This is a genomic window from Streptococcus oralis subsp. dentisani, from assembly GCF_003944205.1.
GTDB lineage: Bacteria > Bacillota > Bacilli > Lactobacillales > Streptococcaceae > Streptococcus > Streptococcus oralis_BH.
Genome location: NZ_RJPH01000006.1, coordinates 1 through 12,136, shown reverse-complemented (window position 1 = coordinate 12,136; position 12,136 = coordinate 1). Strand labels below are relative to the sequence as shown.

At 40.3% G+C, this 12,136-nt stretch carries 11 protein-coding genes; 6 read left to right on the top strand and 5 right to left on the bottom strand.

The window, feature by feature from the left end:
* Nucleotides 1–50: 50 nt before the first annotated feature.
* Complete coding sequence (locus D8805_RS05495; RefSeq protein ID WP_125416032.1) at nucleotides 51–1,217, bottom strand: CynX/NimT family MFS transporter; 1,167 nt, start codon at nucleotides 1,215–1,217, stop codon at nucleotides 51–53.
* A 222-nt stretch (nucleotides 1,218–1,439) separates the two neighbouring features.
* Between D8805_RS05495 and D8805_RS05490 the strand changes: the two genes are divergently transcribed.
* Both D8805_RS05490 and D8805_RS05485 read left to right on the top strand, forming a co-directional pair.
* A complete protein-coding gene (locus tag D8805_RS05490; protein WP_001291465.1) occupies nucleotides 1,440–2,270 on the top strand; it encodes a glycosyltransferase in 831 nt (276 codons plus the stop codon).
* Between the two features lie 77 nt (nucleotides 2,271–2,347).
* Nucleotides 2,348–4,198 carry a nucleoside-diphosphate sugar epimerase/dehydratase gene (locus D8805_RS05485; RefSeq protein ID WP_125416029.1) on the top strand — a complete coding sequence of 617 codons (1,851 nt, stop codon included), beginning with the start codon at nucleotides 2,348–2,350 and terminating at the stop codon, nucleotides 4,196–4,198.
* Between the two features lie 95 nt (nucleotides 4,199–4,293).
* On the opposite strand, the gene D8805_RS05480 is transcribed toward D8805_RS05485, so the two are convergent.
* The 3 genes from D8805_RS05480 to sdaAB are packed head-to-tail and all read right to left on the bottom strand — an operon-like array spanning nucleotide 4,294 to nucleotide 6,497.
* Entirely contained in the window at nucleotides 4,294–4,923 is a 630-nt protein-coding gene (locus D8805_RS05480; RefSeq protein WP_125416026.1) for an HAD hydrolase-like protein, read from the bottom strand.
* Nucleotides 4,924–4,944: 21 nt separating this feature from the next.
* Nucleotides 4,945–5,817 (bottom strand): L-serine ammonia-lyase, iron-sulfur-dependent, subunit alpha, encoded by an 873-nt coding sequence (gene sdaAA, locus D8805_RS05475; RefSeq protein ID WP_125416023.1) that lies wholly within the window; start codon nucleotides 5,815–5,817, stop codon nucleotides 4,945–4,947.
* A gap of 8 nt (nucleotides 5,818–5,825) precedes the next feature.
* Entirely contained in the window at nucleotides 5,826–6,497 is a 672-nt protein-coding gene (gene sdaAB, locus D8805_RS05470; protein WP_057488864.1) for an L-serine ammonia-lyase, iron-sulfur-dependent subunit beta, read from the bottom strand.
* Between the two features lie 241 nt (nucleotides 6,498–6,738).
* On the opposite strand from sdaAB, the gene apf reads away from it, so the two are divergent.
* Entirely contained in the window at nucleotides 6,739–7,383 is a 645-nt protein-coding gene (apf, locus tag D8805_RS05465; RefSeq protein ID WP_061454159.1) for an aggregation-promoting factor, read from the top strand.
* Between the two features lie 51 nt (nucleotides 7,384–7,434).
* Here the strand turns inward: apf and D8805_RS05460 are convergent, their stop codons facing one another.
* A complete protein-coding gene (locus D8805_RS05460; RefSeq protein WP_125416021.1) occupies nucleotides 7,435–8,298 on the bottom strand; it encodes a helix-turn-helix domain-containing protein in 864 nt (287 codons plus the stop codon).
* A gap of 162 nt (nucleotides 8,299–8,460) precedes the next feature.
* Between D8805_RS05460 and D8805_RS05455 the strand changes: the two genes are divergently transcribed.
* From D8805_RS05455 to D8805_RS10240, 3 genes are all read left to right on the top strand, one after another.
* On the top strand, nucleotides 8,461–10,566 hold the full coding sequence (locus D8805_RS05455) for a bacteriocin-associated integral membrane family protein (protein ID WP_125416018.1): 2,106 nt from the start codon (nucleotides 8,461–8,463) through the stop codon (nucleotides 10,564–10,566).
* Nucleotides 10,566–11,195: an ABC transporter ATP-binding protein gene (locus tag D8805_RS05450; RefSeq protein WP_125416015.1), complete on the top strand. Its 630-nt coding sequence runs from the start codon at nucleotides 10,566–10,568 to the stop codon at nucleotides 11,193–11,195. Before D8805_RS05455 ends, D8805_RS05450 begins: the two co-directional genes overlap by 1 nt.
* A 502-nt stretch (nucleotides 11,196–11,697) precedes the next feature.
* A complete protein-coding gene (locus D8805_RS10240) occupies nucleotides 11,698–11,904 on the top strand; it encodes a hypothetical protein (protein ID WP_038805881.1) in 207 nt (68 codons plus the stop codon).
* The last annotated feature ends 232 nt before the right edge of the window (nucleotides 11,905–12,136 follow it).

Genomic DNA, 12,136 nt, shown 5'->3' with positions numbered 1-12,136 from the left:
GATTCTGTCTGGCTTTGCATTATTTATATCTGAGAAGTATTTTAGAATAATTAAAGGATCTTATCCGCGCGATCCACCATAAAGAGTGAGATAGTCATGATGATATCAATGGCTAGAAGGGCAAGGACAGCTGGGATCCAAGATTGGAAAAGATCAAAACTATAACCAAACAAGGTAGGACCAAAGGCCGCTAAGATGTAGCCCCCTGTTTGCGCCAGACCTGAGAGTTGCGCAGTCTTTTCAGGCGAGCTGGTCTTAAGCGAGAAGCAAACCATGAGATAAGGGAAGAGGGCGCTACATGCAGTCCCAATCAAGAGGTGGGCGACTAGCCAGTAGAGGAAGTTGTTGCTTGGATACAAGAGCATGGCAATTCCCATCATACCAGCGATAGAGATAATTGCCAGCATGATTCGACGGTGACCATTTGATAGACGAGTCGTCAGACTTGGAACAGTCATGGAAAAAGGAATGCTGATCAGTGAGAAAATAGAAGCGAGGAGAGCCGCATCACTATTAGAAATACCAGCACTAACAGCCATAGTTGGCAACCAAGTCATACTTGTATAAAAGAGCAAGGACTGAAGCCCGCCAAAGATAATGATAGCCCAGACATCTTTACTTTTTAGAATATTCTCTTTGACTTGCTTTTCTTTTTTGCTTTCTAGGTGGTGGTTGTGGCGATGATTTGGTAACCAGACTAGCAGAGTGACCAGACAGAGAAAGCTGAGAACGAGGATGAGGCCCTTCCAAGAACTAGCTTGGGTGATAGGGACGGATAGATAAGAAGCGATGGCTGTCGAAATTCCCATGGCAGTGACATAGAGAGTTGTTAGGAAACTAATCTTTTGAGGCTGATTTGCCTGGATCATACTTGGGAGGAGTACATTGAAAATGGCGATGCTCGCTCCGATGATCAGAGTTCCTAGATAGAGAAGGGGAAGATTGAAAATCCGAATGACAGAGCCAACAGTTAAGAGGAGGAGACAGTAAGTAAAGAGATGTTCCAACCCGATTTTTTGTGCCAAGCGGCTTGCAAAAGCAGAGAAAAGAGCAAACATCAAGAGAGGGAGACTGGTTAAAATCCCAAGAGAGCTAACCTCCACTCCTAGTCCCTGAGCAATATCTCCTAAGATAGTTGGAAGTGCTGTAAAAGGAGAGCGTAAAACAGTCCCGATTAAGACAATTCCTAGAACAAAAAAGAGTGATTGTTTTTTCATAAAAACCTCGATAGGATGATTTTAATAACAGCTTATTTTAAGGTTTTTTTCTTACAATGTCAAGGAGAGGACTACTAAGAAAGCTAGAACGATTTAACTGAAAATAGAGTGAAAGGGGACGGATTTCTTTACCAGAATTTTTCTTGATTTGAGATAAAAATAGGAAACTAGGAAATTTTGTGATAAAATAGTGGAAGGAAATCTATAAATTGGAGAAAAACTGTGTCTGAAAAGCAAAAAATCAGCGTCTTGATGTCGGTCTATGTAAAGGAAAATCCGACATTTTTGAGAGATGCTATCAAGAGTATTCAAAACCAGACCTTGAAACCAAGTGAGCTTGTTCTTGTTGAGGACGGGCCGCTCACGCCCGAACTCTATCAGGTGCTAGATGAAGTGGAAGCGCAGTCAGAGATTCCAGTTAAGCGTTGCCCCTTGGAAGAAAATCAAGGTTTAGGTTTGGCTCTTCGATACGGTGTTTTACAGTGTCAGTACGATATCATCGCTCGCATGGATACAGATGATATAGCTGTTCTGGATCGTTTTGAGAAACAGCTTCAACTAATGGAGAAAGAAGATCTCGATCTCTTAGGCGGGCATATCGCAGAGTTCATTGACAATCCTGACGAGATTGTTTCTTACCGTCGTGTTCCTACTCAGCACGCAGACATTGTGGCTTATCAGAGAATGAGAAGCGCTTTTAACCATATGACAGTCATGTTTAAAAAGGACATGGTCCTCAAGGCGGGCAACTACGAAGATGGCCTTTACATGGAGGATGACCTCCTTTGGCTCAATATGATTGCTGCAGGTGCCAAGACTGGGAACCTAGCTCAAATCTTGTGTAAGGTTCGTGTCGGTGCAGGGATGTTTGAGCGTCGAGGTGGCTTGCGTTACCTTAAACTCTATCGTCAAGCTCGCCAACGGATGCTTGAGCGAGGGCAAATTTCTTACATGGAATATGCTAAAAGTGTAGCCATTCAGGCCATTGTTGCACTTTGTCCAGGCTTTGTACGTCAGTTTATTTTTGTAAAATTATTAAGAAAAAATAAATAGTATTGTAAAAGATAAAATAGCCAAAAAATGTTATAATAACAATATATTTAAATTCTTTTAAGAAAGAGTAAATTCCTATGAATAAAAAACTAACAGATTATGTAATTGATCTGGTTGAAATTTTAAATAAACAGCAAAAGCAGGTGTTCTGGGGTGTATTTGATATTATTAGTATGGTGGTTTCCATCATCGTGTCTTACATTCTCTTTTATGGCTTGATTAACCCAGCACCTGTAGACTATGTTATCTATACTGGTTTGGCTTTCCTTTTCTATCAAATCATGATTGGATTTTGGGGGCTCAATGCGAGTATTAGTCGCTATAGTAAAATCACAGATTTCTTAAAAATCTTTTTTGGCGTAACCGTCAGTAGCATTGTCTCTTACGGACTTTGCTACGCCTTTCTTCCTCTATTTTCTATCCGGTTCATCATACTCTTTATCTTATTGAGTACCTTCCTCATCTTACTCCCTCGTATCACTTGGCAGCTGATTTATTCTAAGCGCAAGCAGGGTAGTGGGGAGGGCGAACACCGCCGTACCTTCTTGATTGGTGCTGGTGATGGTGGGGCCCTCTTTATGAACAGCTACCAACACCCAACTAGTGACCTTGAGTTAGTGGGAATTTTAGATAATGATGAGAAGAAAAAGGGACAAAAACTAGGTGGAATTTCCGTTTTGGGTTCTTATGATAATCTGCCTGAATTGGCCAAACGCCACCAAATCGAGCGCGTCATCGTGGCCATCCCTTCGCTTGATCCGTCAGAGTACGAACGTATCCTACAGATGTGTAATAAACTCGGTATCAAATGTTACAAGATGCCCAAAGTTGAAACAGTTGTTCAGGGACTTCACCAACCAGGTAGCGGTTTCCAGAAAATTGATATCACAGACCTTTTGGGGCGTCAGGAAATCCGTCTCGACGAATCCCGTCTGGGTGCAGAGCTTACAGGCAAGACCATCTTGGTGACAGGAGCTGGTGGTTCGATTGGTTCGGAGATTTGTCGTCAGGTTAGCCGCTTCAATCCAGAGCGTGTCATCTTGCTTGGACATGGTGAAAACTCAATCTACCTCGTTTATCATGAATTGATCCGTACATTCCAAGGGATTGATTATGTTCCTGTCATTGCAGATATTCAGGACTATGATCGCCTTCTACAGGTATTTGAACAGTACAAACCGGCTATCGTTTACCATGCTGCTGCTCACAAACACGTTCCGATGATGGAACGCAATCCAAAAGAAGCCTTCAAGAACAATATCCTTGGAACCTATAATGTTGCCAAGGCTGTTGATGCAGCCAAAGTACCTAAGATGGTCATGATTTCGACTGACAAGGCGGTCAATCCACCGAATGTTATGGGTGCAACCAAGCGCGTGGCAGAATTGATTGTCACTGGCTTTAACCAACGTAGCAAATCAACCTACTGTGCAGTTCGTTTTGGGAATGTTCTCGGTAGCCGTGGTAGCGTGATTCCTGTCTTTGAACGCCAGATTGCTGAAGGTGGCCCTGTAACAGTGACAGACTTCCGTATGACACGTTACTTCATGACTATTCCAGAGGCTAGCCGTCTGGTAATCCATGCTGGCGCTTATGCCAAGGACGGAGAAGTCTTTATCCTCGATATGGGCAAACCAGTTAAGATCTATGACTTAGCCAAGAAAATGGTGCTTCTAAGCGGACACACAGAAAGCGAAATTCCAATCGTTGAGGTCGGTATTCGCCCGGGTGAAAAACTCTATGAGGAACTCTTGGTTTCGACCGAATTGGTTGATAACCAAGTTATGGACAAGATTTTCGTTGGTAAGGTAAATGTCATGCCACTAGAAGCCATCAATCAAAAAATTGAGGAGTTCCGTTCACTCAGTGGAAATGAGCTTAAAGAAGCGATCATTTCCTTTGCAAATGAAACAACTCATATTGAGTAAGAGTGACTCATACAATTAAACATAAATCAAAGGCCAAGGTTTTGTATAGACAGAACCTTGGCCTTTTTACTCTGTAGTTTGAAGCTATTAGCTTGTTATAGCTGACTGATGATATCATCGATTGTATGGGCAATCCAGTCGGGTTGATAGCTGAGTAAATCAGCCTCTTCTCCAAATCCCCAAGTGACAGCAAACTTTTTAATGCCAGTTTCTTGGGCTCCAATCATATCAAACTTGGTGTCGCCAATGATGAGAACTTTGTCTGCGGGGAGTTGATGTGTCTGCAAGGCGTAACGGATGACATCCGCCTTATGAGGTGTTTCAGGACTAGAACCGTAAATGCCGTCAAAGAAATGATGGATTCCCAGATTTTTAGTCATATCATGAGCAGTAGGAGTATTCTTTGTTGTGGTGATATAGAGAGGATAGGTTTGCGAAAGCTTTTGGAGCAATTCCGTTATTCGGGGGAAGAGTTGGGCTTCGTGGATTCCTTTTTTCTTGTAGCAAGAACGGTAGATCTGCACAGCTTCTGAGATTTGCTCCTTTGGGAGACACGTTGCAAAACTAGTTTCAAGCGGTGGACCCATGAAACCACGAATGGTTTTAGCATCAGGAGTCGGAACTCCCAGTTGTTCAAAGGTATGAGTAAAGGAATTGTGGATCCCGATGGAACTGTCAACCAGAGTTCCGTCTAGATCGAAAAAGATGGCTGAGATTGATGACATAGTTTCTCCTATTAGATGAGGTTATTCTCCGAAGATTTCTTTTTGTAGGCGGCGACCAGTAGGGGTGGCAGCGAGTCCCCCCTCAGCCGTTTCTCGGAAGGCAGTTGGAAGGCTGGATCCGACTTGGTACATGGCATCGATAACTTCATCGACAGGGATCTTAGATTCGATACCTGCCAAGGCCATATCTGCCGCGATAAAGGCGAAGCTGGCTCCCATGGCATTGCGTTTGACACAGGGAACTTCAACCAAACCGGCGACGGGGTCACAGATGAGACCTAGCATATTTTTAATGACAAAGGCGATGGCTTGGCTAGCCTGATAGGGCGTTCCACCTGCAGCCAAGGTCAAGGCTGCGGCACTCATGGCAGAGGCAGATCCGACTTCGGCCTGACAGCCACCTTCAGCACCTGAGATAGAAGCGTTGTTTGCGATAACCAATCCAAAGGCACCCGCAGCAAAGAGGAAATCCAGCTGTTCTTCGTGGCTAAGGTCTAATTTTTGGATAGCAGCAGTGAGAACGGCTGGCAGACAGCCAGCACTTCCTGCGGTTGGAGTGGCACAGACCAAGCCCATTTTAGCGTTGTGTTCGTTGACCGCGATGGCATTTCGGGCTGCTGATAGGATGGTAAAGTCTGACAAGGCCTTGCCACTTCTGAGATGGCGATCTAGCTTAGCCGCATCTCCACCCGTTAGGCCACTGCGGGATTTGTTTTCACTAAGGCCAAGCTCGACAGAGGCTTTCATGACTTCTAGATTGCGTTCCATGAGGAGGAGAACTTCTGCACGTTCCCGACCAGTTAGTTGATATTCTGTCGCAATCATGAGCTCTGCGACATTTCCTTGGAAATCTAGATCCGCCTGCTCGACCAATTCTTTGATAGAATAAAACATGTTTCCTCCTACTTAAAGAAATTGACATTGTGGAGATGAGGGATTTTTCGGATTTCTTCAATCGCCTCTTCGCAACTTCGACTATCGACTTCGATAATCATAATGGCTTTTTCTCCAGCTTTTTCCCGAGTCACATTCATCTGGGCGATGTTGATATCGAAACGAGAGAGGGCTTCTGTAACATGGGCAATCATACCTGGAACATCTTGATGCACGATGATAATGGTTGGTGTGTTCATGTTGAGAGAGACAGCAAAGCCATTGAGTTCCGTGACCTGGATATTTCCCCCACCGATAGAAATACCTGTCACACTGATGGACTTGTGTTCATTCTTCACAGTAATTTTAGTGGTGTTAGGGTGAGGAGCGTTGCTGTCTTTCTGAATGGTCCAGACAATCTTAATGCCACGCTTGTGAGCAATCTCGAGACTATTTGGAATGTCAGGATCGTCCGTATCCATACCTAAAATACCAGCAACGAGAGCAAGATCCGTTCCATGACCACGGTAGGTCTTGGCAAATGAGTTAAATAATTGGAATTCTACCTCTGTCGGCGTATCGTCAAAGATGGAAGAGACGATTTTTCCGATACGAACAGCGCCAGCAGTATGGCTACTTGATGGGCCAATCATGACAGGCCCGATAATATCAAAGACAGATTGAAAACGAAGTGATTGCATCTGTTTCCCCTTACAAAGATTCTTATATCTATTATATCAAAGAATGGACCACTGCGCTTATTTCCCTTATCAAAAGCTCAAAATGATTAAAGATAGTATAAAACAAGGCCTTTTGTGACAAAAACCTCCTTAAAACGGTAAATATAAAACATTTTTGTAATATTTCTACACGAAACCGTCAAGAAATGGTAACATTCAAGGAGTAAAATAGTATCATAGATAAAAAGGAGAAATTTCAGAAATGACATTAACAACTAAAAAAATCAAATCAACTCTTGCAGGGGCAGCAGCCTTGCTTACGTTCTTTGTACCAGCACTTGCTTCTGCGCAAGAAACGGTAACTTACACAGTTAAACCAGGTGACACTCTTTCAGAAATCGCTGAGAAGTACAACACTACTGTTGAAAAATTGGCAGAAAAAAATAAGATTGAAAACATCCACTTAATCTTTGTGGATCAAGTTTTGGTCATCGAAGGAACAGCTCCATCGACAGCAACTGCAACAGATGCAGCTTCTGCGACAACCTATGAAGCACCAGTTGCTACAGAGGAAACAAGCGAAGCTACAACTTATGAAGAAGTTGCTGAAACAACAACTTACGAAGCACCAGCAGCTCCAGTAGCAGAAGAAAGCTACACTGCACCAGCAGCAACTGTTAGCGGATCTGAAGCAGAAGCCAAAGAATGGATCGCTCAAAAAGAATCAGGCGGTAGCTACACAGCTACAAACGGACGTTACATCGGACGTTACCAATTGACAGATTCATACTTGAACGGTGACTACTCAGCTGAAAACCAAGAACGTGTAGCAGATGCTTACGTTGCAGGACGTTACGGTTCATGGACAGCTGCCAAGAACTTCTGGCTTAACAACGGTTGGTATTAAGAACTAACGAACAGAATAATATGTAAAAGTCGGGGAATTTCCTCGACTTTTTTATATTTCCTTCGGTTGATAATAGGTTTCCACTTCTTTTTGGAGATGAGATAGCATGGAGGTTTCATCGATTAGCTCCAGAAGGGAGAAGCCTTTTTGTATAAGTTTAGAATCATCCGTACAAATCCCAATACGGACATAGCAGATAGCAAGCCTATCGTAGCTTTTCTTGTTCTTGGCATCCTCCAGTAAAGTGTAGCAGATTTGTTGGCACATGTTTTTATCTTGATTATATAAGTAAATGGTGGAAAGGTTGAGTAGGATTGCCATTCGCAAGTCATATAAATGTTGATAGTTTTTATAGACTTCTAAGCGTTGCAAGATTTTTCCAGTGATGAGATGGATATGTTCTATAGGAAAGGTAAAGAGAATGGTATTGAGGATTTTTAGGTCACTCTCATACCATGTATCTTGTTTTTCAATTTTTCTCCAAAGTTTCTTGACAACCTGTTCTGCGTGGTCTGATAATTCCCCTGTCCCGTGTTGACGGATATAAATGACAACTTCAAGCATGTCGCTGATTTCCTCTATAGGGAGGTCGTGGTGGGTGTTGAGGTAGTCTTGGCATTTTTGAAATAAATTGATAAGTTCACTAGTCCCTAAGATTGAGCTCATATTGAGATAAGTCTGCATGATTTCCGCTCGTTGGCTAGGTTGATAGAGATGGCAAATATAGTCAAACTCTTCAAAGGTCATATTAATTTGCCGGAGAAGAAATTCCATATTCTCATATTTAGGAGTTGTCTTACCACTTTCTATTTTTGATAGGCTGGTTCTTGAGAGAACACCCCCACAGACCTCCTCCTGGGTCAATCCTTTTGACTCACGTATTTCTTTATAGACCTTTCCAAAATCGTAGCGCATGATTTTCTCCTTATTTGTGAAAAAAGTTAACAATAAATTGAAACTGATTAAAAATATTGTATCATAGTAGTATAAAAAGTAAAAAAGAAATCTAAAATAAATTTGTGAAAAAAGGGAATAAATTCTACGACTAAGATGATAAAGTACTAAGGAGGTACTTTTATGAAAAAAATCAGTAATTTCTGTATGTTACTCCTGCTTTTGTGTACCACTTTTTTTGTTTTTAATATAAACTACACACGAGAAGTAGTTCGGATTCAGGAAATGGGAAAGACAGCGAGTTCTTTGGATGTATACTTGAAAGATGTCAATGAACCTGCAGAATCTGTTCTTCGATTTTTTGAGAATGTATCAAAGGAGTACAAAGTCTCCATCATCAAAACAGACAGTGGTGATGAGGTAATCAAGTCTGGTGTTTTTGATAAAGATACCTTCCCCTACCAAGAGTTTGGGATTTCTTCCCTTGATTTTACCACAGATGGTGAAGGAGTCTACAGTAATAAAGAAATTTCCAATAAACTTGGTACGATTCCGACCTTTCTAAAAGCCAAGCCTATTCAGCTTATGACTTTTCAAACCTATATCAAGGATACATCTCGTAGTTTAAATGGTCGCTATACGATAACTTCTACACAAGAGATGGATAAGGATAGGATTGTACAGAAGTGGAGTGATTTTTTCAAGACAGACCAGACTACCTTGCTAGAGCCAACCTATAAAAGTGCAGTGGAAGTCCTAAATCGAGATTTGCTCTTATCTGCTATTATTTTTGTCTTGGCTATTTTGCTTCTTGTCTTAGTAACAGTGTATCAGCCAATGATGGAGATGAAAAGAGTTGGGGTACAAAAATTACTTGGTTTTCAAGATCGGGCTGTTTTAGCTGATGTTGTGAAAGGCAACCTCTACCTCCTCCTAGGTGGGGCGCTTGTGATCAATCTAGGGGTGTTTTTCTTGCTTGATTATAAGCCGAAAGATTTATTCCCTATGCTGTGGTTGTCTCATTTTTTGCTTTTGCAGCTTTATCTCTTTATCAGTTGGTTGACTTATCTCTTAATCCAAAAAATGACAATTAGCTCTCTGCTGAAAGGTTTTTCATCTTTCAAATTTGGTCTACTCTTTAATTATTTGATGAAAATTGGAACCACCATTTTATTGACGGTTTTACTGATTGGGGTGGGGAAAAGTTTGGAGCAAGAAAACAAAGAGTTGAATTACCAGAAACAGTGGATCAGTCAAGGAAATTATCTGACCTTAGAAACTTTCCAACTCAATGATAACCTGTGGCAAGAGCAGTTGGCAGGCTCAGGGCAAGCAGTGGATTATTTCTATCGATTTTATCTGGATTTGGTAGAAAAAACGCAGGCGGGCTATGTGCAAACTAGTAACCTGCCTATCAAAAATTTTGCCACTGCAGAACAAGTGCAGCAGTATCAACTGGCTGATACGCTAACTGTTTACTATGCTAATCGCAATTTTCTAAAGAGCAAGGGATTCAAGCTACCAGATACCGGCACTAAAAAAGTTATTTTGATGCCAGCAAGTACGAAAGGTGAAGAAGATAAAAATCAGCTCTTGGGGAAATTAATTGCCTATCTTTCGATGAAGCATGAGGAGCAGCAAAAACGAACGATAGAGGAGATGGACGTCGAAATTGCTTACTATGAAGGAGATTGGTCGTTCTTTCCATATAATGATAAGCGAAAGGAAAATCTCTACAATCCAATTATTAGTTTGGTCAATGATTCTGATATGATGTGGGATGAAAAAGCCTCCCTGTCAACAACAGGCTTAAATAACCCGATTAAAATTGAAAATACAGCTCAACACCAAAAAGAGGTGACAGCGTTAGTTGAGAAATTGTCAGATGGGAATTATTTAAAATTTTCATCTATTCAAGCCATTCAACAAGAGAAAGTAGATTCTTACCGAGATGCTGTTCGGAATTTTAACCTACTCTTTGCTTTGTTTGGCCTCCTTAGCATGATGATTTCCTACTTCTTATTAGTAACAACTTTCTTATTGAAGCGAACAGATATTATTACCAAGAAGTTTATGGGTTGGAAATTGATAGATCGGTATCGTTCCTTGCTGGGTCTCCTATTAGCCGTTTATAGCCTTCCTTTTATGGTTTTGTTATTCTTTGCTCATGCTCTTTTTCCACTCTTGCTTTTCGCAGGATTTACAGGCTTAGATATTTTGTTTGTACTTTTCTTGGGTTCTAAGATGGAAAAACGAAATGTAGCGCAGTTATTGAAAGGGGACGTCTAATGATAAAGTTGGAAAATGTTACGAAAACCATTGGGAAAAAAGTTATTTTGGAGAACTTATCTCTAAAAATTAACCAGGGAGATTTAGTTGCCATCGTTGGGAAAAGTGGCAGTGGCAAGTCAACCTTGTTAAATCTCTTGGGTTTGATAGATGGCGATTACAGTGGACATTATGAAATATTCGGTCAGAAAAATGTACCTGTCAATTCTGTTAAGTCACAAGCGATTATCCGCGAACACATTTCCTATCTTTTTCAAAACTTTGCTCTGATTGACAATGAAACGGTAGAGTATAATCTCATGCTTGCTCTAAAGTATGTGAAATTGTCCAAGAAAGACAAAGTCAAAAGGATAGAAGAAATTTTAGAGAGAGTGGGGTTGCCATCAACTCTACATCAGAAGGTTTCAGAGTTATCTGGAGGGGAACAGCAGCGAATCGCAGTTGCTAGAGCCATTTTAAAACCCAGTCAGCTCCTTTTAGCAGATGAACCAACCGGTTCTCTAGATCCTGAAAATCGAGATTTGGTTTTGAACTTTCTCTTAGATATGAACAAGGAAGGGAAAACGGTCATTATCGTTACCCACGATGCCTATGTGGCTCAACAATGCCATCGAGTTATTGAATTGTGAAAAATACAGAAATCTTATCAAAAATCTTTAAACTTAAGGACACCTTTAAAATTTAATTTTAAAACACGAATTTATCAATATTTTTTGATTGATAAAAATAGAAAATCGGTTGTTTTTAGGAGATTCCCTAAAATTACCTCCTAACCACACTTATTAAAAAAGATAATTCCTATGGAAATAGTTTGACTCTTAAGATTTAAATACCTTAGTTCTCGTGATTTTTGAGCTATTCAAGCTTTAGAATCCTTCAGAACGCAAAATTTTAAGCAGTCAAAGACCTAGAATACTCATAAAACATTTATTTTATAGCAGTTCTAAGCTTAGAAACGCATGGATATATATGTATTTGGGCTGTTCGATAGTTTGGACAGCTCTATTCTGAGAAATCTGAGCTATCAATGCTTTAGAATAGTATTTCGCCAATGGATTTTATTGAAGGATTGCTTATTTTATGCTACTCTAAAATAAAACTGATTTAATGGAGCAAATGGAGAATCGTTACATGAAACATTTTTTTGCAGGAATTGGTGAGATAAGATTTATTAGTTATCTATTGTCTCTATGTGTAGGACTAGCCCCTCTTTTTCATATCTATGTTATAGGTTCTGAAATGAGTTTTGTGAACATAGTATTATCTATTTTGGGAATTATATTTGTTTGTATTTTAACTATTGCTCGATTTTATAGGAATTTTTTCTATAAAGAATAGTTTGGATTTGAAAAGTATCCAGATTGAAGAAAATTGTCCAAAATGGACTTTTTCTTCAATCTTTTTCTTTTGCTAGAACAAAAAGTGTAAATATCTTTTCAAGAATGATCTTTTTGTATGAATCCAATGCAATGTTTTAAATTGTTTTAAAATTCAAATAGTATAAATAAGCTTATTATATGTAAAAATATATCATATAATAAGAATTTTTTTGACTAAAATGAAATAAAAT

Excerpts from the sequence above, each read along its gene's own strand:
- D8805_RS05455 (WP_125416018.1), top strand. The coding sequence starts at position 8,461 with ATGAAAAAAATCAGTAATTTCTGTATGTTACTCCTGCTTTTGTGTACC.
- D8805_RS05495 (WP_125416032.1), bottom strand. The coding sequence starts at position 1,217 with ATGAAAAAACAATCACTCTTTTTTGTTCTAGGAATTGTCTTAATCGGG.
- D8805_RS05485 (WP_125416029.1), top strand. The coding sequence starts at position 2,348 with ATGAATAAAAAACTAACAGATTATGTAATTGATCTGGTTGAAATTTTA.
- D8805_RS05480 (WP_125416026.1), bottom strand. The coding sequence starts at position 4,923 with ATGTCATCAATCTCAGCCATCTTTTTCGATCTAGACGGAACTCTGGTT.
- apf (WP_061454159.1), top strand. The coding sequence starts at position 6,739 with ATGACATTAACAACTAAAAAAATCAAATCAACTCTTGCAGGGGCAGCA.
- sdaAB (WP_057488864.1), bottom strand. The coding sequence starts at position 6,497 with ATGCAATCACTTCGTTTTCAATCTGTCTTTGATATTATCGGGCCTGTC.
- sdaAA (WP_125416023.1), bottom strand. The coding sequence starts at position 5,817 with ATGTTTTATTCTATCAAAGAATTGGTCGAGCAGGCGGATCTAGATTTC.
- D8805_RS10240 (WP_038805881.1), top strand. The coding sequence starts at position 11,698 with ATGAAACATTTTTTTGCAGGAATTGGTGAGATAAGATTTATTAGTTAT.
- D8805_RS05460 (WP_125416021.1), bottom strand. The coding sequence starts at position 8,298 with ATGCGCTACGATTTTGGAAAGGTCTATAAAGAAATACGTGAGTCAAAA.
- D8805_RS05450 (WP_125416015.1), top strand. The coding sequence starts at position 10,566 with ATGATAAAGTTGGAAAATGTTACGAAAACCATTGGGAAAAAAGTTATT.